The 24,260-nt window shown below is 51.1% G+C and carries 19 protein-coding genes, 1 pseudogene and 1 CRISPR repeat array; of the genes and pseudogenes, 10 read left to right on the top strand and 10 right to left on the bottom strand.

Going from position 1 to position 24,260, the window contains the following annotated elements:
* Positions 1-207 precede the first annotated feature (207 nt).
* Entirely contained in the window at positions 208-570 is a 363-nt protein-coding gene (gene queD, locus ABVN44_RS13915) for a 6-carboxytetrahydropterin synthase QueD (protein ID WP_000108313.1), read from the top strand.
* An 89-nt stretch (positions 571-659) separates the two neighbouring features.
* Here the strand turns inward: queD and ABVN44_RS13910 are convergent, their stop codons facing one another.
* The 5 genes from ABVN44_RS13910 to mazG form a co-directional block, all read right to left on the bottom strand.
* Positions 660-1,457 (bottom strand): MBL fold metallo-hydrolase, encoded by a 798-nt coding sequence (locus tag ABVN44_RS13910; RefSeq protein WP_023232699.1) that lies wholly within the window; start codon positions 1,455-1,457, stop codon positions 660-662.
* Positions 1,458-1,554: 97 nt separating this feature from the next.
* Positions 1,555-2,376: a CRISPR direct-repeat array (repeat unit 29 nt; unit sequence CGGTTTATCCCCGCTGGCGCGGGGAACAC).
* A gap of 296 nt (positions 2,377-2,672) precedes the next feature.
* On the bottom strand, positions 2,673-3,344 hold the full coding sequence (queE, locus tag ABVN44_RS13905) for a 7-carboxy-7-deazaguanine synthase QueE (protein WP_001199961.1): 672 nt from the start codon (positions 3,342-3,344) through the stop codon (positions 2,673-2,675).
* 135 nt (positions 3,345-3,479) lie between these two features.
* On the bottom strand, positions 3,480-4,778 hold the full coding sequence (gene eno, locus ABVN44_RS13900; RefSeq protein WP_000036734.1) for a phosphopyruvate hydratase: 1,299 nt from the start codon (positions 4,776-4,778) through the stop codon (positions 3,480-3,482).
* Between the two features lie 82 nt (positions 4,779-4,860).
* Positions 4,861-6,498 (bottom strand): glutamine hydrolyzing CTP synthase, encoded by a 1,638-nt coding sequence (gene pyrG / locus ABVN44_RS13895; RefSeq protein WP_000210863.1) that lies wholly within the window; start codon positions 6,496-6,498, stop codon positions 4,861-4,863.
* A 227-nt stretch (positions 6,499-6,725) separates the two neighbouring features.
* Positions 6,726-7,526: a nucleoside triphosphate pyrophosphohydrolase gene (gene mazG / locus ABVN44_RS13890; protein ID WP_000210454.1), complete on the bottom strand. Its 801-nt coding sequence runs from the start codon at positions 7,524-7,526 to the stop codon at positions 6,726-6,728.
* 606 nt (positions 7,527-8,132) lie between these two features.
* Between mazG and ABVN44_RS13885 the strand changes: the two genes are divergently transcribed.
* From ABVN44_RS13885 to ABVN44_RS13850, 8 genes are all read left to right on the top strand, one after another.
* A complete protein-coding gene (locus ABVN44_RS13885; RefSeq protein ID WP_000842511.1) occupies positions 8,133-8,720 on the top strand; it encodes a fimbrial protein in 588 nt (195 codons plus the stop codon).
* Between the two features lie 82 nt (positions 8,721-8,802).
* Positions 8,803-11,499 (top strand): fimbrial biogenesis outer membrane usher protein, encoded by a 2,697-nt coding sequence (locus ABVN44_RS13880; protein ID WP_071786864.1) that lies wholly within the window; start codon positions 8,803-8,805, stop codon positions 11,497-11,499.
* Between the two features lie 12 nt (positions 11,500-11,511).
* Positions 11,512-12,285, top strand: a complete 774-nt coding sequence (locus ABVN44_RS13875; protein WP_001044459.1) for a fimbria/pilus periplasmic chaperone — start codon at positions 11,512-11,514, stop codon at positions 12,283-12,285.
* Between the two features lie 19 nt (positions 12,286-12,304).
* The gene (locus tag ABVN44_RS13870) at positions 12,305-12,811 is read left to right on the top strand and encodes a fimbrial protein (RefSeq protein WP_023232696.1); all 507 of its coding nucleotides are present in this window, start codon (positions 12,305-12,307) and stop codon (positions 12,809-12,811) included.
* 14 nt (positions 12,812-12,825) lie between these two features.
* A complete protein-coding gene (locus ABVN44_RS13865) occupies positions 12,826-13,296 on the top strand; it encodes a fimbrial protein (protein WP_000832396.1) in 471 nt (156 codons plus the stop codon).
* Positions 13,293-13,829, top strand: a complete 537-nt coding sequence (locus ABVN44_RS13860; RefSeq protein ID WP_023232695.1) for a fimbrial protein — start codon at positions 13,293-13,295, stop codon at positions 13,827-13,829. Before ABVN44_RS13865 ends, ABVN44_RS13860 begins: the two co-directional genes overlap by 4 nt.
* A gap of 28 nt (positions 13,830-13,857) precedes the next feature.
* Positions 13,858-14,943 carry a hypothetical protein gene (locus tag ABVN44_RS13855; RefSeq protein ID WP_023232694.1) on the top strand — a complete coding sequence of 362 codons (1,086 nt, stop codon included), beginning with the start codon at positions 13,858-13,860 and terminating at the stop codon, positions 14,941-14,943.
* Between the two features lie 11 nt (positions 14,944-14,954).
* The gene (locus tag ABVN44_RS13850; protein WP_071786863.1) at positions 14,955-16,004 is read left to right on the top strand and encodes a hypothetical protein; all 1,050 of its coding nucleotides are present in this window, start codon (positions 14,955-14,957) and stop codon (positions 16,002-16,004) included.
* Positions 16,005-16,123: 119 nt separating this feature from the next.
* On the opposite strand, the pseudogene ABVN44_RS13845 reads toward ABVN44_RS13850, so the two are convergent.
* The 4 genes and pseudogenes from ABVN44_RS13845 to rlmD form a co-directional block, all read right to left on the bottom strand.
* Positions 16,124-16,243, bottom strand: a pseudogene (locus ABVN44_RS13845) (type II toxin-antitoxin system RelE/ParE family toxin); the annotation flags it as partial.
* The gene (locus tag ABVN44_RS13840) at positions 16,209-16,565 is read right to left on the bottom strand and encodes a type II toxin-antitoxin system ParD family antitoxin (RefSeq protein ID WP_000480218.1); all 357 of its coding nucleotides are present in this window, start codon (positions 16,563-16,565) and stop codon (positions 16,209-16,211) included. The pseudogene ABVN44_RS13845 and the gene ABVN44_RS13840, both read right to left, overlap by 35 nt.
* A gap of 83 nt (positions 16,566-16,648) precedes the next feature.
* Positions 16,649-18,883, bottom strand: coding sequence for a GTP diphosphokinase (relA, locus tag ABVN44_RS13835; RefSeq protein WP_000226841.1), 2,235 nt, complete (start codon positions 18,881-18,883; stop codon positions 16,649-16,651).
* A 51-nt stretch (positions 18,884-18,934) separates the two neighbouring features.
* Complete coding sequence (gene rlmD / locus ABVN44_RS13830) at positions 18,935-20,230, bottom strand: 23S rRNA (uracil(1939)-C(5))-methyltransferase RlmD (protein WP_023232692.1); 1,296 nt, start codon at positions 20,228-20,230, stop codon at positions 18,935-18,937.
* A 57-nt stretch (positions 20,231-20,287) separates the two neighbouring features.
* Between rlmD and barA the strand changes: the two genes are divergently transcribed.
* Positions 20,288-23,044, top strand: coding sequence for a two-component sensor histidine kinase BarA (gene barA / locus ABVN44_RS13825; RefSeq protein WP_000186399.1), 2,757 nt, complete (start codon positions 20,288-20,290; stop codon positions 23,042-23,044).
* 43 nt (positions 23,045-23,087) lie between these two features.
* Here barA and ABVN44_RS13820 read toward each other — a convergent pair whose 3' ends face one another.
* Positions 23,088-24,230 (bottom strand): glycerate kinase, encoded by a 1,143-nt coding sequence (locus tag ABVN44_RS13820; RefSeq protein ID WP_000706477.1) that lies wholly within the window; start codon positions 24,228-24,230, stop codon positions 23,088-23,090.
* Positions 24,231-24,260 lie beyond the last annotated feature (30 nt).

Below are 24,260 nucleotides of genomic sequence, written 5' to 3'. Positions count from 1 at the left end.
GAAATAACAAATAACCAAATGAACTAACCTGTTTTAGTTATCGTTATTAACGCCAAAATCGATTTTATAATTGATTGATAATTATTAAATTTTCTGGAAATTCTTAAATTAATTGCCCGTCACAAGGCGGAGAATGGTTTTAGTTAATGATAAAAAATGCGCTTTCCGGTACCCTACGGCGGTTTTTTTATTGCCTGAGAGTTCATCATGTCCACCACGTTGTATAAAGATTTCACCTTTGAAGCCGCTCACCGCCTGCCTCACGTGCCTGAAGGGCATAAGTGCGGCCGCCTGCACGGACACTCGTTTATGGTGCGTCTCGAAATTACCGGTGAAGTCGATCCGCATACCGGTTGGATTATGGATTTCGCGGATCTCAAAGCGGCGTTTAAACCGACTTACGATCGTCTTGATCACTACTATCTGAATGATATTCCAGGGCTGTCCAATCCCACCAGCGAAGTGCTGGCAAAATGGATTTGGGATCAGGTTAAGCCCGTCGTGCCGCTACTGAGCGCCGTGATGGTGAAAGAGACCTGTACAGCCGGCTGCGTCTATCGCGGCGAATAAGGTTTATTAACGCGTGGGCTGGATGGCAAATTGATTCCAGCCTATCCACACGACGTTTTATCAGTGAAAACATTGTCCAGCGTGCGGTGTTAAAAGCGCAGCACATCACCGGTTGCAGGTGCGGTTATTTCCGGTAGCCACAACCGCCCCCAGGCCCCTGTACAGTGACAACCGCATAGTTTTTCAGGTTTTTGTTCTTGCAGAAAGCGCCTGACTCGCCACAGCGTGAACGGTGATGCGCAGCGGAGATGAAATCCGCCGACAAGCGCGTAAATCTGCTTTATACCGGTAATGTTCTGACAGTGCCGGACAATATTTGCGATTCCCCGATGCCCGCATCCCGTAATGATGACTAATCCTTTTGTCGACAGGTAAATCAGTACGCCCTCATCCAAAATAGAGTCCGGCTCCGCATCGTGGCCGCCAAAAATACCGTAGGCTTCAGGCGCGACCACCGGTATTTCCCCTGACCAGATAAAGTTTTCGCCAATCGGCAGGGGGTCACGCGTGTACATCATTCGGTAGCGTGAATAGTCCACCTCACGCGACAATTTTTTTATTTTCCGGGTAATACCGAGAAAAGTCATTGCCGCATAACGTTCACGCGCAATATCGGGATGGCAGATGATTCGACTGTTATCAGGAAGCCACGGCACGCCGCCGCAATGATCGTAATGACCATGCGAAAGCACCACAGCAGACACATCGGACAGGTCGATCCCCATCGCCAACGCGTTTTGCATAAAACTGCCATCAGGGCCGGTATCGAACAAGATAGACGTAGACTCATCCTCGACCAACAGGCTTAACCCTGGCCGGGCCTTCAACGATTTATCCGCTCCAGCTCCCTTATGATTTTCGAGCAATACCCTGATCCTTAACGCCATGGCCTTCTCCTGTATAAAAGCCTCCCCGGGAAAACGCGGCCTTTTTACTTTACAGGTTTGTAGCAGCCATTACTGGTACACAGATTATGATTATGCAACGGCTATCCTTGTTGGGGCGGGGAACACTACATCATCGGCTCAATGCGTAATTCTAAAATCGGTTTATCCCCGCTGGCGCGGGGAACACCTGGGCGGCAACTTCACACGTCACGATGGTTACGGTTTATCCCCGCTGGCGCGGGGAACACGTGAGTGAACGTAATGTCGAATGACGGCGAGGCGGTTTATCCCCGCTGGCGCGGGGAACACGACGACATGCAAAAACGCCTGGCGACGATGTTCGGTTTATCCCCGCTGGCGCGGGGAACACGTTCTATTTAACATAATGACCGTTACGCGCATCGGTTTATCCCCGCTGGCGCGGGGAACACGTTTGCCCCTGCTATGAAGAACATTCTCACTCCGGTTTATCCCCGCTGGCGCGGGGAACACTACAAGCGGCTCTGGTCGCTGATGCAAAAAGACGGTTTATCCCCGCTGGCGCGGGGAACACCTGGCGCGTAACCTGCCGTTTGCCTCATATCACGGTTTATCCCCGCTGGCGCGGGGAACACTATCCACTCCGGCACACATCACCGCTCGTCAACGGTTTATCCCCGCTGGCGCGGGGAACACCACGTGAACCGATTTACCCGGCAGGCCGTTGACGGTTTATCCCCGCTGGCGCGGGGAACACATCATTTCAGCGGAGTATTTCAAATTGTCAGGCGGTTTATCCCCGCTGGCGCGGGGAACACCTTGCGGGGCGTTCAGGTCAGTAATGATGCGGCGGTTTATCCCCGCTGGCGCGGGGAACACAGCTTCCGCCCCCCGCCCCGGCCCGGCGTTGTCGGTTTATCCCCGCTGGCGCGGGGAACACACTAAACGTATGTCATTGTTTATAAACCACTTTTTATCAGCACTACATTCCACCAACATAATCGCAACAATTTAAATTATTAAAGAACAGCTAATTTGCTGATTTTGATGCAAAAAAGTTCATAGAATGATTTTTTCTTTAAATTTACCAAAATAGCGTGATCCATGCATCGCTATGGAAAAATTTATCCGCGCTTTTATACACTCATCGAAATTCGCATAGAGAAAATAAACAATGCAAGGTAATGGATAAGTCACAGACGGCATCGGCAGGCCGTCCGTAAAATTGATAGAGCATCAGGCAATATTTAAATATTTATGCGTTTGCATAGACAGCCGCCAGTTACGTGCAATACAAGTTTCAATACACAGACGCGTCGCGTCTTCTTTCTGGCTAATGGGCTGCAAAGCAATCACGCGCGGTTTATCATCGCTCAACGTGGCTAACAGTTCATCCAGCGCCTCAATATCACGAACTCGCCCAACGGGATGCTTGATTTCATTGGCGCGTTCCAGCGCCTGGGAAAGCACGTCATATCCTCCGCGCATATTCACTTTTGGTGAAACCGTGACCCAGGTGTTAGGCGTACAGCGCACTTCGTGCGTCCCGCTGGTCTCAATCTGACAACTAAAACCACTCTTTTCAAGCAGATCGGTGAGCGGCATGAGGTCGTGAATACAGGGTTCGCCACCGGTGATGACAACGTGACGCGCGGTATAGCCCTGACGATTAATCACCGCCAGCAGATCTTCACTGCTCGCAGCACCCCATTTGTCGCTCTCTTTGGTTTTTGCCAGAATGCTGAACAGAGACACTTCCCGATCGCTCAGTTTATCCCAGGTATGCTTAGTATCACACCAGGCACAGCCGACCGGACATCCCTGTAAACGAATAAAAATAGCGGGGACGCCGGTAAAATAACCCTCGCCTTGTAGGGTCTGGAACATCTCGTTAATCGGGTACTGCATAGCGTTCTCTATTAAGGGGATAATCGTTAATTATTGCAGATTTCGTCTGCCCGGTCATGCACAGCGGCTGCGCTATTGAACCGATACAAAAAAACCCGCCGAAGCGGGTTTTTACATTAAGAGGTAAAAGCAGGATTACGCCTGGCCTTTGATCTCTTTACGACCGTTGTACGGTGCTTTTTCGCCCAGAGCTTCTTCGATACGAATCAGCTGGTTGTATTTAGCAACACGGTCAGAACGGCTCATAGAACCGGTTTTGATCTGGCCTGCAGCGGTACCAACAGCCAGGTCAGCAATGGTAGCGTCTTCAGTTTCACCAGAACGGTGAGAGATGACAGCAGTGTAGCCAGCGTCTTTCGCCATCTTGATTGCAGCCAGAGTTTCGGTCAGAGAACCGATCTGGTTGAATTTGATCAGGATGGAGTTAGCGATGCCTTTCTCGATGCCTTCTTTCAGGATTTTAGTGTTGGTTACGAACAGGTCGTCACCAACCAGCTGGATTTTGTCGCCCAGTACTTTGGTCTGGTATGCAAAACCGTCCCAGTCAGACTCGTCCAGACCATCTTCGATGGAAACGATCGGGTACTGTTTGGTCAGTTCTTCCAGGAAGTGGGTGAATTCTTCGGAGGTGAACGCTTTGTTGCCTTCGCCAGCCAGAACGTATTTACCGTCTTTGTAGAATTCAGATGCTGCGCAGTCCATCGCCAGGGTGATGTCTTTACCCAGCTCGTAACCAGCCGCTTTAACCGCTTCAGCGATAACAGCCAGTGCTTCCGCGTTGGAGCCCAGGTTCGGCGCATAGCCGCCTTCGTCACCCACAGCGGTGTTCATGCCTTTGCCTTTCAGCACTTTTGCCAGGTGATGGAAAACTTCAGAACCCATACGGATGGCTTCTTTAACCGTTTTCGCGCCAACCGGCTGGATCATGAATTCCTGGATGTCGACGTTGTTGTCAGCGTGCTCGCCGCCGTTGATGATGTTCATCATCGGAACCGGCATGGAGTATTTGCCCGGAGTGCCGTTCAGTTCAGCAATGTGCTCGTACAGCGGCATACCTTTAGCGGCAGCAGCAGCTTTGGCGTTAGCCAGAGAGACAGCCAGAATGGCGTTTGCACCGAAGTTAGATTTGTTTTCAGTACCGTCCAGGTCGATCATGATTTTGTCGATGCCAGCCTGGTCTTTAGCGTCTTTGCCAAGAATAGCCTGAGCGATCGGACCGTTAACCGCGCCAACAGCTTTGGTTACGCCTTTACCCAGGAAACGGGATTTGTCGCCATCGCGCAGTTCCAGCGCTTCGCGGGAACCAGTAGAAGCACCTGACGGAGCCGCCGCCATACCTACGAAACCACCTTCCAGGTGTACTTCAGCTTCAACAGTCGGGTTACCACGGGAGTCGATGATTTCACGACCGATGACTTTAACGATTTTGGACATTAGGTTTTCCTCAAGTCACTAGTTAAACTAAAACTTCAGACAAACGGTGCACCGCTGAGGGTGCACCGCCGTTCTAACTTTTTTACTTCGCCTGACGTTTCTGATGCTCGTTGGCGGCTTTAACAAAGCCGGCGAACAACGGATGTCCATCACGCGGCGTGGAAGTAAATTCCGGATGGAACTGACAGGCCACGAACCACGGATGATTCGGTACCTCAATGATCTCGACTAACTGATCATCACCGGAACGGCCTGCGACACGCAGACCCGCTGCTTCAATTTGTTTCAACAACATATTGTTGACTTCGTAACGATGGCGATGACGTTCAACAATCGTCGACGCGCCGTACAACTGACGTACCAGACTGTCATCGCTAAGCTGGCACTGCTGCGCGCCCAGGCGCATGGTGCCGCCCAGATCGCTTTTCTCGCTACGGACTTCAACGTTACCGTCTTCATCGCGCCACTCGGTAATTAACGCCACAACCGGGTACTTACAGTCTGGCACAAATTCCGTTGAGTTGGCGTTGTCCATGCCGGCCACGTTACGAGCGAACTCAATCAACGCAACCTGCATCCCCAGGCAAATGCCCAGATAAGGAATATTGTTTTCACGCGCATAGCGCGCAGTGGCGATTTTACCTTCAACGCCACGATAGCCGAAGCCGCCGGGGATCAGGATAGCGTCCAAATCTTTCAGAATTTCGACGCCGCGCGTTTCAACATCTTGCGAATCGATCAATTTGATGTTGACGGTAACGCGGTTTTTCAGACCACCGTGTTTCAGCGCTTCGATCACCGACTTATAGGCATCCGGCAGTTCAATATATTTGCCGACCATGCCGATAGTCACTTCGCCTGCCGGGTTCGCTTCTTCGTAAATGACCTGTTCCCATTCAGACAGGTTAGCTTCCGGACAGTTCAAGCTGAATCGTTTACAAATATAATCATCAAGCCCCTGAGATTTCAACAGGCCCGGAATTTTATAAATGGAATCGACATCTTTCATTGAAATAACGGCTTTTTCCGGCACATTACAGAACAATGCAATTTTTGCACGCTCGTTGGCAGGAACCGCGCGATCGGAACGACAAATCAGAATATCGGGCTGAATACCGATAGACAGCAGCTCTTTCACGGAGTGCTGAGTCGGTTTAGTTTTCACTTCGCCCGCAGCCGCCAGGTAAGGTACCAGCGTCAGGTGCATAAACAGCGCGTGTTCACGACCGATATCTACCGCCAATTGACGAATCGCCTCAAGAAACGGCAGCGATTCGATATCACCGACGGTACCGCCGATTTCCACCAGTACCACATCGTGGCCTTCGCCACCTTCCAGCACGCGCTCTTTAATCGCGTTAGTGATGTGAGGGATTACCTGTACGGTTGCGCCCAGATAGTCGCCACGGCGTTCTTTACGCAGAACGTCGGAGTAGATACGGCCAGTCGTGAAGTTGTTGCGGCGAGACATCTTGGTGCGGATGAAACGCTCGTAGTGCCCCAGGTCCAGGTCGGTTTCAGCGCCGTCTTCAGTAACGAACACTTCCCCGTGTTGGATTGGGCTCATAGTACCCGGATCGACGTTGATGTACGGATCCAGTTTCATGATGGTCACGTTGAGACCACGGGCTTCCAGAATGGCTGCGAGGGAGGCTGCGGCAATGCCTTTACCCAGAGAGGATACGACCCCGCCGGTCACAAAAATATAGTTCGTTGTCATGCGGAACCTGAGAAGTTAGGTTTAAAAGACGATGGAATAACCAGGACGGGAAAGCAGTATACCCGAACATGACCTACGCCACAAACTTTCATTATTCCTCCTCTTCGTCAGGCTGACATTCACACAGGGAGGGAGAAAATAGCCCCTTTGAGGTAAATGTTTTTGACGTAAATCAAGCGCTTGTTATTTAAAAAATCACACAAATCGCTCTTGACCGCCTAAAACCTTTAGAGATCAATTTCCTGGCGTTTTACTTCCTGCCAAACTTCTTCCATTGTTTCCAGGTCCACCCCGGTCATTTCCAGGCCTCTGGCTGCGACAATACGTTCAACTTCGCGAAAACGACGTTCAAATTTATCGTTCGCTTTTTGCAAAGCGAGCTCCGCTTTCGTACCTAAATGACGCGCCATGTTGACCGTGGCAAAGAGCAAATCGCCCATTTCCTCTTCCAGTTTAGCCTGATCAACAACCGCCTGCCGCGCCTCGAACATCACCTCATCGATCTCTTCATAGACCTTATCGACGACCGGTCCCAGCGTCGTCCAGTCAAAGCCCACGTTTGAACACCGTTTCTGGATTTTTTGCGCGCGCATTAAGGCCGGTAAACTGCGCGGAATATCGTCCAGCGCGGAATGCTGTGCTTTTTGCGCGCGCTCTTCCGTTTTGATTTGCTCCCAGCGAGCTAAGACTTCTTCGCTATTATCAGCGGAAAGCTCGCCAAAAACATGCGGATGGCGGCGCTCCAGCTTGTCGCTGATGGCAGCGCAGATATCATTAAAATCGAAGCGGCCTTCTTCCTGCGCCATCTGCGCGTAAAACACCACCTGGAACAACAGGTCGCCCAGTTCGCCGCGCAAATCGTCAAAATCCTCACGCGCAATCGCATCCAGTACTTCATAGGTTTCTTCCAGCGTATAAGGCGCGATGCTGGCGAAGGTCTGCTCTTTATCCCACGGGCAGCCGTTTTCCGGGTCACGCAGGCGCTGCATGAGGGTGAGAAGACGGTCAATTTGATGGTTAGTTGTCATGGTTTTTAATCAGTTGTAAATACCAGCGACAATTGTAACGTATTATTCTTAACCATTCACGCACAGAGACACTACGACAACGCCTATATAATAAAATATATTGTTAACAGGTGTTGAATGCTACCTTCCCCGTATAACTTTAAAATTATTAATCGATACACAACAATATAATAATCATATAGCTAATTTATTAAAAAAACAGATATTTGCACCAGGCATTATAAATAACATCAATTAAGTAAAAAAAATTATGCAAACACTATAAGCACCCCACCCAAAGAGCCTTCCCTTTCAGAAAAAATAAATTATTTCACTTTTACGAAAAAACGAGTAGCATGCACGCCAGTTTAATATTCAAAAAAGACCGCTTTTTTGTTTTTTCTGGAACATATATGAAATAAATATATTGAAAGTATTACATATAATATTCTATGAGCAGGTGCGATCATTCAGCTCATAAGAATATACTCATAAAAATGTAGAAATATAATATTTTTATTATGACCTATTTTTTACCCAAAGCCCGCAGCATGGCTCTATGCCGCATATCCCTTGGTATACGCGTACAAAATGTTGCCATAAAACACGTTAATTAAGGATAACACGATGAAGTCATCTCATTTTTGTAAACTGGCAGTAACTGCATCTTTAGTTATGGGAATTGTCTCCGGCGCTCAAGCCGCGGGTAGCAACACAGCGAAGGTCACTTTCCTTGGTAATATTGTTGATTCCCCCTGCTCTGTCACATTGGATACGGAAGATCAAACAGTCAATATGGGTTCAAGTATCGGTAATGGCACGCTGAGTAATGGTAAAACGACCATCAACAATGCCCGTACCTTTCATATCGATCTTGAGGGTTGTACCTGGGCTACCGAGAAAAATATGAATGTGGTATTCACTACAGGTAGTGGAACCACAGCGGCTACAGGCGCCACGGATAATCTCGCGCTGATGAAGACTGACGGCACTGGCGCTATTAGCAACGTAAGCCTGGCAATCGGCGATGCTGGCAAAAACAATATCAAACTGGGCGATACCTATACACAGGCCATTGCGGACCTGGACGGAGACAGCATCCTTGATGAGAAGCAAAGCCTGAATTTCACCGCCTGGCTGGTTGGCGCAGCAACCGGCACCGTAGGCACAGGTGAATTCAGCAGTGCCGCCAACGTCACTATCTCTTACCTGTAATTCAGTTAACAGAGTCACGACGATAATACCCTGCCGCTTTAGGTAGGGTATTCCTGTTGAGTTTTATTGCGGAATATATTTGATGAATAACACATGGAAAAGTGTTCTTTGCCCAATAGCGTGCGGAGTGGGAATGCTTCTAAGCGCCTCCCCTTATAGCGCGTCAGGCAAAGACATCGAATTTAATACCGATTTCCTCGATGTAAAAAATCGCGATAACGTTAACATTGCACAGTTTTCTCGTAAGGGTTTTATTCTGCCAGGCGTCTACCTCTTACAAATTAAAATTAACGGACAGACTCTGCCGCAGGAATTTCCTGTTAACTGGGTTATACCAGAACATGATCCACAAGGAAGTGAGGTTTGCGCAGAACCAGAATTAGTTACGCAATTGGGTATAAAACCGGAACTCGCGGAAAAACTCGTCTGGATAACGCACGGTGAACGACAATGTCTGGTGCCAGATTCACTGAAGGGCATGGATTTTCAGGCCGACCTGGGACACTCCACGCTGCTGGTGAATTTACCCCAGGCGTATATGGAATACAGCGATGTCGACTGGGACCCACCCGCCCGCTGGGATAATGGTATTCCCGGCATCATTCTGGATTACAACATTAATAATCAGCTCCGCCACGATCAAGAAAGCGGCAGCGAAGAGCAAAGCATCAGCGGCAACGGGACATTAGGCGCGAACCTGGGCGCATGGCGACTGCGGGCCGACTGGCAGGCCAGCTACGACCATCATGACGATGACGAGAACACTTCCACCCTCCACGATCAGAGCTGGAGCCGCTACTACGCCTATCGCGCACTACCGACGCTCGGGGCCAAACTTACGCTGGGCGAAAGCTATCTCCAGTCCGATGTTTTCGACAGCTTTAACTATATCGGTGCCAGCGTCGTTTCTGACGATCAGATGCTGCCGCCGAAACTGCGCGGCTATGCGCCGGAGATCGTGGGCATTGCGCGTTCTAACGCAAAAGTCAAAGTCTCCTGGCAGGGGCGCGTACTGTATGAAACGCAGGTGCCCGCAGGACCGTTCCGTATTCAGGATCTCAACCAGTCCGTTTCCGGTACGTTGCACGTCACCGTGGAAGAGCAGAACGGTCAGACCCAGGAGTTTGACGTTAACACCGCATCGGTTCCCTTCCTGACGCGCCCCGGCATGGTGCGCTACAAGATGGCGCTGGGCCGCCCGCAGGACTGGGATCATCATCCCATTACCGGCACATTCGCCTCGGCGGAAGCTTCGTGGGGGGTCACCAACGGCTGGTCGCTATATGGCGGCGCAATTGGAGAAAGCAACTATCAGGCCGTGGCGCTGGGAAGCGGTAAGGATCTTGGCGTGGTGGGCGCGGTGGCGGTCGACATTACGCACTCCATCGCCCACATGCCGCAAGACGACGGGTTTGACAGCGAAACGCTGCAGGGTAACTCATATCGCATCAGCTACTCCCGTGACTTTGATGAAATCGACAGCCGACTAACCTTTGCCGGATACCGCTTCTCAGAAAAGAACTTTATGAGCATGAGCGACTATCTGGATGCGAAAACCTATCATCATCTCAATGCCGGTCATGAAAAAGAACGCTATACGGTCACCTATAACCAGAACTTCCGTGAACAGGGCATGAGCGCCTATTTCAGCTACTCACGCAGTACCTTCTGGGACAGCCCGGATCAGAGTAACTATAACCTGTCTCTTTCCTGGTACTTCGACTTAGGGTCGATAAAAAATCTCAGTGCGTCGCTGAACGGCTATCGCAGCGAATATAACGGTGATAAAGATGATGGCGTCTATATCTCGCTGTCTGTTCCCTGGGGCAATGATTCCATCAGCTACAACGGTACGTTTAACGGTAGTCAACACCGTAATCAGCTCGGCTATTCCGGCCACAGCCAGAACGGCGATAACTGGCAGCTTCATGTCGGGCAGGATGAACAAGGCGCGCAGGCAGACGGTTATTACAGCCATCAGGGCGCGCTGACGGACATCGATCTAAGCGCGGATTATGAAGAAGGATCGTACCGTTCACTGGGCATGTCGCTGCGCGGCGGCATGACGCTGACCACCCAGGGCGGCGCGCTACACCGGGGAAGTTTAGCGGGCAGCACACGTTTGCTGGTTGATACCGACGGTATTGCGGACGTCCCCGTTAGCGGTAGCGGCTCGCCAACCTCAACCAACATTTTCGGCAAGGCCGTGATTGCGGATGTCGGAAGCTATTCGCGCAGCCTGGCGCGTATCGATCTGAACAAATTGCCGGAGAAGGCGGAAGCTACTAAGTCGGTTGTGCAGATCACGCTCACCGAAGGCGCCATCGGCTACCGTCACTTTGACGTGGTCAGCGGCGAGAAAATGATGGCGGTTTTCCGGCTGGCAGACGGCGACTTCCCACCGTTCGGCGCCGAAGTGAAAAACGAGCGCCAGCAGCAGTTGGGCCTGGTGGCCGATGACGGCAACGCCTGGCTGGCGGGCGTAAAAGCCGGGGAAACATTGAAAGTCTTCTGGGATGGCGCGGCGCAGTGTGAAGCATCACTCGCGCCCACGTTTACACCGGAGCTATTGGCCAACGCGCTATTGCTGCCGTGCAAAATGCTGGAAGGTCAGCCCCCCATCGCACCGCAGAAAAGTTCTCCGCTGCCTGCGCAACCGCTAATCCAGGAACATACGCAAACCGATGGCCAACCGGCCGCGCCGGTGGCGACAACCACTCAAACCCCGCCCATACCGCTGGCTGACAACCATGCGGTGAATCGCAAGGATATGGAATAAAGGGAATCTGTAATGAACAAGACCAACCATTTTAAGCGCCAGGCGCTTATCGCTTCGGTATTACTGGCTGCGCCGCTGGTATCGCACAGCGCGATTGTGCCGGATCGTACCCGCGTTATTTTTAACGGCAATGAAAATTCAATCACCGTCACGCTGAAAAACGGCAACGCCACTCTGCCCTACCTCGCACAGGCGTGGCTGGAAGACGATAAGTTCGCCAAAGATACCCGCTATTTTACCGCCCTGCCGCCGCTGCAGCGTATTGAGCCAAAATCCGACGGGCAGGTTAAAGTCCAGCCGTTACCAGCCGCGGCTAGCCTACCGCAGGACCGGGAAAGTCTGTTTTATTTCAACGTGCGGGAAATTCCGCCGAAAAGCGATAAGCCTAATACGCTCCAGCTGGCGCTGCAAACGCGTATTAAGTTTTTCTACCGCCCGGTAGCCGTCGCCCGGCAGGTGGATAAGACGCACCCGTGGCAAACGAAGCTCACGCTGACCTACCAGGGCGATGGTGTGATCTTCGACAACCCCACACCGTTTTACCTCGTCATCAGCAATGCCGGTAGCAAAGAGAACGAAACCGCCTCCGGCTTTAAAAACCTGCTGATTGCCCCGCGTGAAAAAGTGACCTCTCCCATCAAAGGAGCCTCGCTCGGCAGCTCGCCGGTGGTGGGCTACGTCGATGATTACGGCGGCCATCGCCTGCTGGTTTTCACCTGCTCAGGGAATACCTGTAAGGTCAATGAGGAAAAAACCCGTGACGCTGAGAAGAAAGCGAATAAGTAATCCTGTGCGAAAGAGATCCATGACGATGTTGACTCGCTGGAAAATACTGGTGCTGCTGTGCGGTGGATTCGTTGCCGGCACCGAGGCTGCCGGCACAAAAACCGTGCAACTGGAGCTGCATCTGGTCGTCACTCAACCACCGCCCTGTACAGTAGGCGGCGCTTCCGTAGAGTTTGGCGATGTCCTGACCACCAAAGTTGGCGATGCTTCTCAAACGAAACCTGTGGGCTACAGCCTGAACTGCGATGGCAGAGCGAGCGACTATCTGAAGCTACAAATTCAGGGGACCACCACCACCATCAGCGGGGAGCAGGTTCTGCAAACTTCGGTGGAGGGGTTAGGCATCCGTATTCAGCAGGCGGGCAATAAGCAACTGGTTCCGGTTGGCATAACGGATTGGCTGAACTTCACCCTGAGCGGCAGCAATGGGCCGGAGCTGGAAGCCGTACCGGTTAAAGAGCCCACCACGCAGTTAGCGGGTGGCGATTTTAACGCCAGTGCGACGTTAGTCGTGGATTACCAGTGATGGAGAGATTCATAGTGAAAAGGGTGCTTATCCTGACGCTTTTAATCACCCAGTTTGCCTGCGCTGACAATTTGACCTTTCACGGCAAACTGATAAACCCGCCCGCCTGTACTATCAATAATGGTGAAACGCTGGAGGTCAGTTTTGGTAGCGTGATTATTGATAATATTGACGGCGTCAATTACCTGACCGAGATCCCGTGGACCCTTACCTGCGACAGCAGCTTTCGCGATGACGCATTAACTTTTACGTTGAGCTATCTGGGCACGGCGACGCCTTACTCCGCAAATGCCTTAACCACCAATGTCCCTGAGCTGGGCATTGAACTTCAGCAGAACGGCACGGTATTTCCTCCCGGCACGTCGCTAACCATCGATGAGTCATCGCTTCCCACATTAAAAGCCGTGCCGGTAAAACAGCCCGGTAAAGAGCCTGCCGAAGGCGATTTTGAGGCTTTTGCCACGTTACAGGTGGATTACCAATGAACCGTATTTTTCAAACTGCCGGGTATTTGATCGGAGGCGTAATGTTATGGGCGGTTTGCAATACGCTACCTGCCGCCACGCCTAATGTGCACTACAGCGGTAAGCTGGTTGCCGGCGCCTGTAACCTGGTAGTGGATAATGACACGATGGCAACGGTGGATTTTCATACTATTGGCAGTGACAATTTCGACGCCAGCGGGCAAACGACTCCTGTTCCATTCACACTTAGCCTCCAGGATTGCAAAACAGCGCTAGCCAACGGCGTGCTGGTGACCTTTCAGGGCGTTGAAGACAGTACTCTGCCCGGACTGCTGGCGCTGGAGCCCTCGTCGGAAGCCAGTGGTTTTGCGATTGGTGTGGAAACGGCTGCACAGCAACCAGTGAGTATCAATGCAACAGAGGGTACAGCTTTTGTGCTGAAGGAAGGGATTACCACCATCAACTTGCAGGCCAGGCTGCAAAAATACGCTGGTGAAGATGTTATGCCGGGGGAATTTAAGGGTACTGCTACCGTGAGCTTTGAATATCAGTAAGCTATAGGTAAAATTATAAGGATATGAAATGCAGCGAATTTTATTACAGCTAATACTGGTAATAATATCTGGTTTTTGGTGTATTGCGCTACAATGCGCTGAAGTAAGAACGGATATAGAATATAATTCTCAAATTATTTCACAGTTTGATAGCCTTGGTGCACTGACTGGCGATCCTACACTCGATACCATCCATACCCCATTACCAACAAACATTCATATCCTTTCATCGTGCACTAAGTCAGGTGGAGGCGATGGGGGTGGTTGTGCTATTCAAGGTACAATTCCCTATGGTCTTGAATCCACCCTTGAGTTTGATCCATCAACTTCTTTCATCAATACAACCGCTGTCGATAACGGTATCACTTATAGTTTTACTGGTGAAGCGGTAAAAGCGACGGCACATGCCGACTGTACGGGTAATCAGGCAACTAACAGCGCAATTTGTGTATGGGATAAATCATTTTCACTTCCCCTCACCTTACTTACCAAACAGAATGGAATAACAATTAACCAGCAAAATCTTACAGTTTCGGTAATACCCGGAGGAGGAAATAATGACACTAATCAATATTCATCCCTTTCCGGCCATATTATTATTGATGAATCGGTAAGCAGTTACGCTAGTTATGAACCGGAAACATCGGGCATTGAGAATCTGAAATTCAAATGGACTGTAACAGTGACAGAAGATACCGAGGGTGATTTCGGTATATGGAACGGATCACTTGTACTTAATGGCTCCCCAGCGTCCACCCTACATCGTTATTTGCCTCCAGAAATATTAGATGCTTCATTTTCTGAAAATACGATAGTGCACAGTACAGAAGTCGCCATGACTGGCGCAAAAAATAATGTCGAGCTAGCCTCTGTATATCTCTACCATGGCAATACGCCATGCGACGATACATCCTTGTGTAACTACAGTCTTAATAAGACGTCAGTTGCTCTTGTATGTCACGATCTGAATGCGCAGCTTGCCTTTAGCAGCACTTGTAATGCTTCAGACACAACACATTGCCTGAACGGCAAAGTAGGTACGATAAATGGTACCTGGGGGAAAGTCAGCATTGATACAACTTGTGCAATTACCGTTTTGATACCCTACGAATAAACACAGGAAAAATGATGACCATAAGCAAAAAAATCATAATTTCATTCATTCTATTTATGTTCTTCGCCAACAATACATTTGGATCTGGATACGTTAAGATCAAGGCCGAATTGAATGATATGACAGGCACTGGGGCAGGTACAGCTGATTTAAATAGTGACCTACGGGTTAGAACATCATTATTACCAGAGAATATTGAGATGTTATGTACCGGTGGAAAGCTACGTGGAAGTCAGGTAACGTGCGGTCCTGGACTATGGGTCGATATTGAATCAACGATAACAATGGATTCCAGTATAAGAATGATCATTGGCAGCACTTTTTTCACACTTCCCAATATGACTGAAACCCGCCGGGCCCGCTGTACATCACATGATAATTCCACACTTGATTGTGTCTGGACCAGCAATATCGATGCACAATTAAATATATCACCACAATACGATGCACAAATAATCAAACAAGATTTAAAATTACATATCGAACCATCTTCATATGATTACGCACAATCGCAATATATTGATGGGGAAATAACTTACAACACCAAAAAACATCAAGTATCCTATGACGCTTATAGTATAACTACTTACGGCTTTACAGACCATAATATAAAAACGGAAATTTCGATTATTGACGCCAATTTTGGGACCAGCATTACCACCATTAATGATAAAATGTCATTTGATAGTGACAGCGTACAAATTATCGCTTCAATCGATCCTGAAAATTTAGCTGCTTCTTTTGATAAATACTCAGAAGTAACCTCAATAAATAAAGAATTTAGTGGACCAAAAACCAATGAGCTCATTGCAAATATTTTTTTAAGACATGGAAATATGCCCTGTGATGTCTATGAATCAGATTCAATTTGTGCACAAATAATAGATAATGCAACATTATCAATAGCATGTGATGATAAAAACATGCAGATTGAGGCTATTCCCTGTGATCAAAACAATACTGAATGTGCCCGTTCACAGATGGTAGAACTTCGTGGTACCTGGGGACGAGTCAACATTGACACCGATTGTGCGGTAACCGTATTACTGCCATACGAATAGAAATTTGAACAAAACCGATTTTCATGGAACCATACCAGATATCTGGTAAGCAGATAGCTACCAGATATCTTTATAAAACATCAAACCGTAGCCCCCGATTATCTCCCTACATCCCGAATAATATCTGATAGATGATTAATATATCGATCGGCCTTTATTTCGCCAAAATGCTGCCAGCCGTAATGCCAGATATTTTCCAGATCTTCACTGGCCTTTGGCGTTAATTTTACCGTTCTCATCGGGTTTGATCATCCCTGTTTTGACCTTCCGTAAAAAGGCATCCTTTTCCCAGGCCTGCGGCTCTCCGCTGTTCAGACCTTCAGCCAGAAGTTCACGTAACGCCTGAAGTCGTGACTCGGCCTGTTTTTCCCTCAGCAGACGAAGAGACTCTCTGATCACTTCACTTTGTGTTCTGTAATCACCTGATTCTATGAGCGATTCAATAAACTCGCGCAGTTCATCGCCAAGATCAACGGTCATTGTTCTGGCCATAACAGCCTCCACTGTAAGTATAAATCTTACATAAGAGTACACTGGAAATGAAATGTACGTCAAAAACATACCCCATATCTCATGCTTATGGGGTTGCTAATGCGGCTTTGCTGAACGAGTAGCAAAGCCGCTACATGATTACTGTCTGGGGTTTACCCCCCGTGCAGTCGCCGTGCATCAATCACATCCGGCACCTGGTTCAGCTTACCGAGCACGCGGCCCAGCACCTGCAGGTTGTAGATCTCGATGGTCATATCAATGGTGGCGATCTGCTGTTTAATGTCGCTGCGGCTGGCGACGCCCAGCACGTTGACTTTTTCGTTAGCCAGAATGGTGGTGATATCGCGTAGCAAGCCGCTGCGATCGTTGGCCTGGACGCGCACCACCAGCGAATATCCCGCCGAGTAGCTCTCGCCCCATACCGCCTCTACGATCCGCTCCGGCGCATGGGAGCGCAGTTCCGCCAGCTGTTCGCAGTCGGCCCGGTGCACGGAAATCCCTCGCCCCTGAGTAATGAAGCCGACAATTTCATCCCCCGGAATCGGCTGGCAGCAGCGGGCAATGTGGTGCATCAAATTACCCACGCCTTCTACCACCACGCGCCCGTCGTCTTTACGACGATTTTGCGGCGCGTATGTTTTTTGTTGAAGCTGTTTCAGCGCCGCTGCATCCTGCTCCTCTGCACTCGGCTTATTGAACTGCGATTGCAGGAAATTCACCATCTGATTAAGACGGATATCGCCGCCGCCTATCGCCGCCAGCAACTCTTCCAGCTCATTAAAGTTGTAGCGCGGCAGCAGATGTTTCTCGGCCTCTTTCAGGCTAATCCCCAAATGCGCCAGCTCATCGTCAAGGATCTGCCGTCCAGCCAGGATATTTTTGTCACGGTCCTGTTTACGGAACCAGGCGTGAATTTTCGAGCGTCCGCGGCTGGTCGTCACATAGCCCAGGTTTGGATTCAGCCAGTCACGGCTGGGATTCGGCTGCTTCTGAGTGATAATTTCAACCTGATCGCCCATCTGCAACTGATAGGTGAATGGCACAATACGCCCGCCGATTTTCGCGCCAATGCAGCGGTGCCCGACATCGCTGTGGATGTGGTAAGCAAAATCGAGCGGCGTAGATCCGGCAGGCAAGTCAACCACGTCGCCTTTTGGCGTAAAAACGTAGACCCGATCGTCAAACACCTGGCTGCGCACTTCATCCAGCATTTCGCCGGAATCGGCCATCTCTTCCTGCCAGGCGATCAGCTTACGCAGCCACGCAATTCTGTCTTCATGACCGGAGCGCACGCCGCCGGACGCGGCGCCTTCTTTATACTTCCAGTGTGCCGCCACGCCCAGTTCGGCGTCTTCATGCATCTGTTTGGTACGAATCTGGATCTCAACGGTTTTACCGCCCGGCCCCAGGACCACGGTGTGGATAGACTGGTAACCGTTCGGTTTCGGGTTAGCGACATAATCATCGAATTCATCCGGCAGGTGGCGATAATGCGTATGCACTATCCCCAACGCGGCGTAGCAGTCTTGCAGACGTTCAGCGACAATACGCACGGCGCGCACGTCAAAGAGTTCATCAAACGCCAGATGCTTTTTCTGCATTTTGCGCCAGATGCTATAAATATGTTTTGGTCGTCCGTAGACTTCCGCCTGCACGCCTTCGTTTTTCATTTCAGCGCGCAGATGTCCAACAAACTCTTCGATGTAATGTTCGCGATCGAGACGGCGCTCATGCAGCAGTTTGGCGATGCGTTTGTATTCCGCCGGATGCAGGTAGCGGAAACAGTAGTCTTCCAGTTCCCACTTCAGTTGCCCGATGCCCAGACGATTAGCGAGCGGCGCATAGATGTTGGTACATTCTTTCGCCGCCAGCACGCGCTCATCTTCCGGCGCCTCTTTCACTTCGCGCAAATGAGCGATTCGCTCGGCCAGTTTGATGACCACGCAGCGGAAATCATCCACCATCGCCAATAACATTCGACGGACGTTATCAACCTGCTCCGAAGAAACAGAGTCGTTATGAGTGGCGTTTAGCTGACGGATCGCCGCCATATCGCGCACGCCATGAATCAGGGTAACGATAGATTTGCCGACGCTTTCGCGCAGTACATCTTCGCTGACTACGTTGGCGTCGGCCAGAGGGAACAGTAGAGCCGCCCGCAGCGTGTCGATATCCATACTCAGCGTGGAAAGAATTTCTACCATCTCCACGCCACGCCACAGCAACAGATCCGCATCCGGATGTCCTTGTGTCTGTTGCAGGCAATACGCCCAGGTTTCGGCTAAGCGCTCACACGACTGCTGGCTGGAAATTCCCAGGCTTGCGATCCACTTCTTCGGATCAAATTCACCAGCTTTATTAATATGTGCACTTCTTACCGCGACCATCGTCCTCTCCTTAAGGGACCAGGCCTACCGAAGTCGGTAAGCCGGTAATCATTACATGCGCTCGAACAGAACCATTGATTCCAGATGTCCTGTGTGCGGGAACATGTCGAGCATCGCTAAACGCGTAACCTCATATCCCGCATTGACCAGCGCTTCACTATCGCGCGCCAGCGTCGCCGGGTTACAGGATACATAAACAATGCGAATAGGTTTTAATTTTATAATATGTCGCATCACTCCTGTAGCCCCCGCACGCGCAGGATCGAGTAAGACTTTGTCAAAGCCGTTTTTCGCCCACGGCTGCTTCGTGACATCTTCCTCCAGGTTCTCATGGAAGAATGTCACATTATGTAAACCATTGCGGATGGCGTTTTCACGGCCTTTTTCTACCAGCGCCGGAACGCCCTCAACCCCTATCACGCTTGCCGCGCGCGTTGCCAGCGGCAGCGTAAAATTCCCCATTCCGCAGAACAGATCCAGGACACGATCCTCGGCGCGCACATCAAGCCACTCCAGCGCGCGGGCGACCATTTGCTGGTTTACCGCCTCATTAACCTGAATAAAGTCTCGCGGACTGAAGGCTAAACGTAAGCCGTGCGAATCATACCAGGGCGCCTCGCCAGATACCGTTTCCAGTATCTCGCTAAACGGCGCCAGAAACAGAGACAATCCCTCAGAATGCGAAAAGCGTTCCAGTTTTTCTTTATCCGCCGCACTTAATGGCGCGGTATGGCGCAGAATCATCAGCGTACCGCTTCCCGCCTGTACCAGCTCAATATGCCCAAGATGTCGGGTGCCGTGTAAACTCGCCAGACACGCCCTGATTCGGGGCAGCAATGCTGCAAGCTGGGGCGCCAAAACAGGGCACTGTTCGACATTGACGATATCGCTGGAACCAGCTTTGCGAAATCCCATTTGCAGCGGTTTATCCGGCGGGCAATTCAGACTTAACCGCGCACGACGCCGATAACCCCAGGGCGCGCCGGCGATGATGTCATTCACCTCGTGTTTCATCAAACGCGCCAGCGCCGCGCTTTTGCTGCGTTGTTGCAGGGTGATGCTGACATGCTGTTGCTGACAACCGCCGCAGACGCCAAAATGCGGGCAGCGCGGCGTTTCTCGTTCCGGGCTATCATTCAAACGGCGCGAAACGCGTGCGCGGGCAAATTGCTTTTTATCTTCTGTAATAATGACTTCTGCGCTTTCCTCAGGCAATAAACCGGGGATAAACAGCGCCTTTCCGTTATGACGGGCTACGCCCTGACCAAATGAATCGAGGTCATTGACTTTAACGGTTATGATCTGACGCGTCGTCACGCGCCGTTTTGCAGAGTAGAATTGCGCCATCGACCAGCTTTTTCTCAATTTAACAGTGTGACCCTAATTGTCCCATAACGGAACTCCATGACCAACTACAGCCTGCGCGCACGCATGATGATTCTGATCCTGGCCCCGACCGTCCTGATAGGTTTGCTGCTCAGTATCTTTTTTGTAGTGCACCGCTATAACGACCTGCAGCGTCAACTGGAAGATGCCGGCGCCAGTATTATTGAACCGCTCGCCGTCTCCAGCGAATATGGTATGAACTTACAAAACCGGGAGTCTATCGGCCAACTTATCAGCGTCCTGCACCGCAGACACTCTGATATTGTGCGGGCGATTTCCGTTTATGACGATCATAACCGCCTGTTTGTAACGTCTAATTTCCATCTGGACCCCTCACAGATGCAGCTTCCCGCCGGAGCGCCGTTTCCACGTCGTCTGAGCGTCGATCGCCACGGCGATATTATGATTCTGCGCACCCCGATTATCTCGGAGAGCTATTCGCCGGACGAGTCAGCGATTGCCGACGCGAAAAATACCAAAAATATGCTGGGGTATGTGGCGCTTGAACTGGATCTCAAGTCGGTAAGGCTACAGCAATACAAAGAGATTTTTATCTCCAGCGTAATGATGCTTTTTTGTATTGGCATTGCGCTGATCTTTGGCTGGCGGCTTATGCGCGATGTCACCGGGCCTATCCGTAATATGGTGAATACCGTTGACCGCATTCGCCGCGGACAACTGGATAGCCGGGTGGAAGGATTTATGCTGGGCGAGCTGGACATGCTGAAAAACGGCATTAATTCCATGGCGATGTCGCTTGCCGCCTATCACGAAGAGATGCAGCATAATATCGATCAGGCCACTTCAGACCTGCGTGAAACCCTTGAGCAGATGGAAATCCAAAACGTTGAGCTGGATCTGGCGAAAAAGCGCGCCCAGGAAGCGGCGCGTATTAAGTCGGAGTTCCTGGCGAACATGTCGCACGAACTGCGAACGCCGCTGAACGGCGTCATTGGCTTTACCCGCCTGACATTAAAAACGGAGCTGAACCCCACCCAGCGCGACCATCTGAACACCATTGAGCGTTCCGCGAATAATCTGCTGGCAATCATTAATGACGTGCTCGACTTCTCCAAGCTGGAAGCCGGTAAGCTCATTCTGGAAAGTATCCCTTTTCCACTGCGCAACACGCTGGATGAAGTGGTTACGCTGCTGGCCCACTCGTCGCATGATAAAGGGCTGGAGTTGACGTTAAATATTAAAAACGACGTCCCGGATAATGTGATTGGCGACCCGCTGCGCCTGCAACAGGTCATTACTAATCTGGTGGGTAATGCCATTAAGTTCACCGAGAGTGGCAATATCGACATTCTGGTGGAAAAGCGGGCGCTCAGTAACACCAAAGTACAGATTGAAGTGCAGATCCGCGATACGGGGATCGGCATTCCGGAACGCGACCAGTCGCGACTGTTTCAGGCGTTTCGCCAGGCCGATGCCAGTATTTCTCGCCGTCACGGCGGCACCGGGCTTGGGCTGGTGATTACGCAAAAGCTGGTCAACGAAATGGGCGGGGATATCTCTTTCCACAGCCAGCCTAATCGCGGCTCGACCTTCTGGTTTCATATTAATCTTGATCTTAACCCAAATGTTATTATTGACGGGCCGTCGACCGCATGTCTGGCCGGAAAACGGCTGGCTTATGTCGAACCGAATGCTACCGCCGCGCAATGTACCCTGGATCTACTGAGCGACACGCCGGTGGAGGTGGTTTACAGCCCGACCTTCTCCGCGCTGCCGTTAGCGCACTACGATATTATGATTTTGAGCGTTCCGGTGACCTTCCGTGAGCCGCTCACCATGCAGCATGAACGTCTGGCGAAAGCGGCATCAATGACGGACTTTCTACTGCTGGCGCTACCTTGCCATGCGCAAATTAACGCCGAAAAGCTGAAACAAGGAGGCGCGGCGGCCTGCCTGTTAAAACCATTGACGTCAACGCGCCTGTTGCCAGCGCTGACGGAATATTGCCAGTTGAATCACCATCCTGAACCGCTGCTAATGGATACCAGTAAAATCACCATGACGGTTATGGCGGTTGATGATAATCCCGCTAATCTGAAGCTTATCGGCGCGTTACTGGAAGATAAAGTCCAGCACGTAGAACTTTGTGATAGCGGACATCAGGCGGTGGATCGGGCGAAACAAATGCAGTTTGATCTGATTTTGATGGATATTCAGATGCCGGATATGGACGGCATACGCGCCTGCGAATTGATTCACCAGCTTCCTCATCAGCAGCAAACACCGGTTATTGCCGTTACGGCACATGCGATGGCCGGGCAAAAAGAGAAGTTGCTCAGCGCGGGCATGAACGACTATCTGGCTAAACCGATAGAAGAAGAGAAGTTGCATAATCTGTTGCTGCGCTATAAACCTGGCGCCAACGTAGCAGCGCGCCTGATGGCGCCGGAACCGGCTGAGTTTATCTTCAATCCGAATGCCACGCTCGACTGGCAGCTTGCGCTCCGCCAGGCTGCCGGTAAGCCCGATCTGGCGCGGGATATGCTGCAAATGCTGATTGATTTTCTGCCGGAAGTGCGCAACAAAATTGAAGAACAACTGGTGGGAGAAAATCCCAACGGCCTGGTCGATCTGATCCATAAGCTACACGGGAGCTGCGGCTATAGCGGCGTACCGCGGATGAAGAACCTTTGCCAGCTTATTGAGCAACAGCTTCGCAGCGGCGTCCACGAAGAGGAGCTGGAGCCTGAGTTTCTGGAGCTGCTGGATGAGATGGATAATGTCGCGCGTGAAGCGAAGAAGATATTAGGATGATATTCGCCGGATGGCGGCGTGACCGCCTTATCCGGCCTACAACTCAGCGTAACTGTTGCCCCGCTTTCAGCGTTGCAGCCACGTTGCGCGCGGTCATTCGTACGTTTTCACTCGCATTCTTCAGCGCGTCCTCCAGCGTGCAGATGGTATAAATCACGCTGAAAACGGCATCAAGCCCATGTTCATGAACCACGCCAACGTCCGCCGTCAGGCTACCCGCTATACCAATTACCGGCTTGTTATACCGTTTGGCGATGTTTGCCACGCCAATAGGGACTTTACCGTGAATGGTCTGGCTGTCGATGCGTCCCTCGCCGGTGATGACTAAATCAGCATCCGCAAGACACGCTTCCAGATGAAGCGCATCGGTGACAATCTCAATGCCACGCCGTAGCTGCGCGCCGCAAAACGCGTATAACGCCGCCCCCATGCCGCCTGCCGCTCCGCCGCCTGCCAGATCCAACACATCGACATGCAGATCGCGGGCAATCAAATGCGCATAGCGAGTCAATGCCGTATCCAGGCGTTCAATCATTTCCGGCGTCGCCCCTTTTTGCGGACCAAAAACCGCAGACGCGCCCTCTTTGCCGGTAAGGGGATTCGTGACATCGCAGGCGACCTCTATATGGCACGCCGACAAACGCTTATCCAGGCCGCTGATATCAATGCTGGCGAGTGTTTCCAGCCCAATGCCGCCTTGCGCAATATCATTGCCCTGCGCATCCCGTAGCCTGGCCCCCAGCGCCTGCACCATCCCCGCGCCGCCATCGTTGGTGGCGCTACCGCCGATACCAATAATGATATGCTCAACGCCCGCATCCAGCGCATGACGGATCAGCTCGCCGGTTCCCCATGACGTGGTCTTCAACGGATCGCGTTGCGCGGGCGGCACCTGCTCCAGCCCGCTGGCGGCCGCCATTTCAATGAATGCGGAACGCGCATCGCCGGAAAGCCCATAAAACGCATTGACGCGATGCCCCAACGGCCCGGTGACCTCAACATGCACGATTCGACCCGCCGTCGCTTCAACCATCGCTTCGACAGTACCTTCTCCGCCATCAGCCAGCGGCAATTTCAGGTAATCGGCGTCAGGCCAGATCTCGCGAAATCCTTGTTCAATGGCGGTCGCTACCTCAAGAGCACTCAAACTTTCCTTATACGAGTCTGGTGCGATCACTATTTTCATAAGTCGTCCTTACGCATGTTGATCCTGTTA

This window comes from Salmonella sp. SJTUF15570, from assembly GCF_043357055.1.
GTDB classification, from domain to species: Bacteria; Pseudomonadota; Gammaproteobacteria; order Enterobacterales; family Enterobacteriaceae; genus Salmonella; species Salmonella enterica.
Note: the sequence above shows the minus strand (reverse complement) of the source record. Positions and strands in the feature narration are given on the sequence as shown.

Bases quoted from the DNA above. Each gene is read 5' to 3' on its own strand.
- queD (WP_000108313.1), top strand. From the start codon at position 208: ATGTCCACCACGTTGTATAAAGATTTCACCTTTGAAGCCGCTCACCGC.
- ABVN44_RS13910 (WP_023232699.1), bottom strand. From the start codon at position 1,457: ATGGCGTTAAGGATCAGGGTATTGCTCGAAAATCATAAGGGAGCTGGA.
- queE (WP_001199961.1), bottom strand. From the start codon at position 3,344: ATGCAGTACCCGATTAACGAGATGTTCCAGACCCTACAAGGCGAGGGT.
- eno (WP_000036734.1), bottom strand. From the start codon at position 4,778: ATGTCCAAAATCGTTAAAGTCATCGGTCGTGAAATCATCGACTCCCGT.
- pyrG (WP_000210863.1), bottom strand. From the start codon at position 6,498: ATGACAACGAACTATATTTTTGTGACCGGCGGGGTCGTATCCTCTCTG.
- mazG (WP_000210454.1), bottom strand. From the start codon at position 7,526: ATGACAACTAACCATCAAATTGACCGTCTTCTCACCCTCATGCAGCGC.
- ABVN44_RS13885 (WP_000842511.1), top strand. From the start codon at position 8,133: ATGAAGTCATCTCATTTTTGTAAACTGGCAGTAACTGCATCTTTAGTT.
- ABVN44_RS13880 (WP_071786864.1), top strand. From the start codon at position 8,803: ATGAATAACACATGGAAAAGTGTTCTTTGCCCAATAGCGTGCGGAGTG.
- ABVN44_RS13875 (WP_001044459.1), top strand. From the start codon at position 11,512: ATGAACAAGACCAACCATTTTAAGCGCCAGGCGCTTATCGCTTCGGTA.
- ABVN44_RS13870 (WP_023232696.1), top strand. From the start codon at position 12,305: ATGACGATGTTGACTCGCTGGAAAATACTGGTGCTGCTGTGCGGTGGA.
- ABVN44_RS13860 (WP_023232695.1), top strand. From the start codon at position 13,293: ATGAACCGTATTTTTCAAACTGCCGGGTATTTGATCGGAGGCGTAATG.
- ABVN44_RS13855 (WP_023232694.1), top strand. From the start codon at position 13,858: ATGCAGCGAATTTTATTACAGCTAATACTGGTAATAATATCTGGTTTT.
- ABVN44_RS13850 (WP_071786863.1), top strand. From the start codon at position 14,955: ATGATGACCATAAGCAAAAAAATCATAATTTCATTCATTCTATTTATG.
- ABVN44_RS13840 (WP_000480218.1), bottom strand. From the start codon at position 16,565: ATGTTTTTGACGTACATTTCATTTCCAGTGTACTCTTATGTAAGATTT.
- relA (WP_000226841.1), bottom strand. From the start codon at position 18,883: ATGGTCGCGGTAAGAAGTGCACATATTAATAAAGCTGGTGAATTTGAT.
- rlmD (WP_023232692.1), bottom strand. From the start codon at position 20,230: ATGGCGCAATTCTACTCTGCAAAACGGCGCGTGACGACGCGTCAGATC.
- barA (WP_000186399.1), top strand. From the start codon at position 20,288: ATGACCAACTACAGCCTGCGCGCACGCATGATGATTCTGATCCTGGCC.
- ABVN44_RS13820 (WP_000706477.1), bottom strand. From the start codon at position 24,230: ATGAAAATAGTGATCGCACCAGACTCGTATAAGGAAAGTTTGAGTGCT.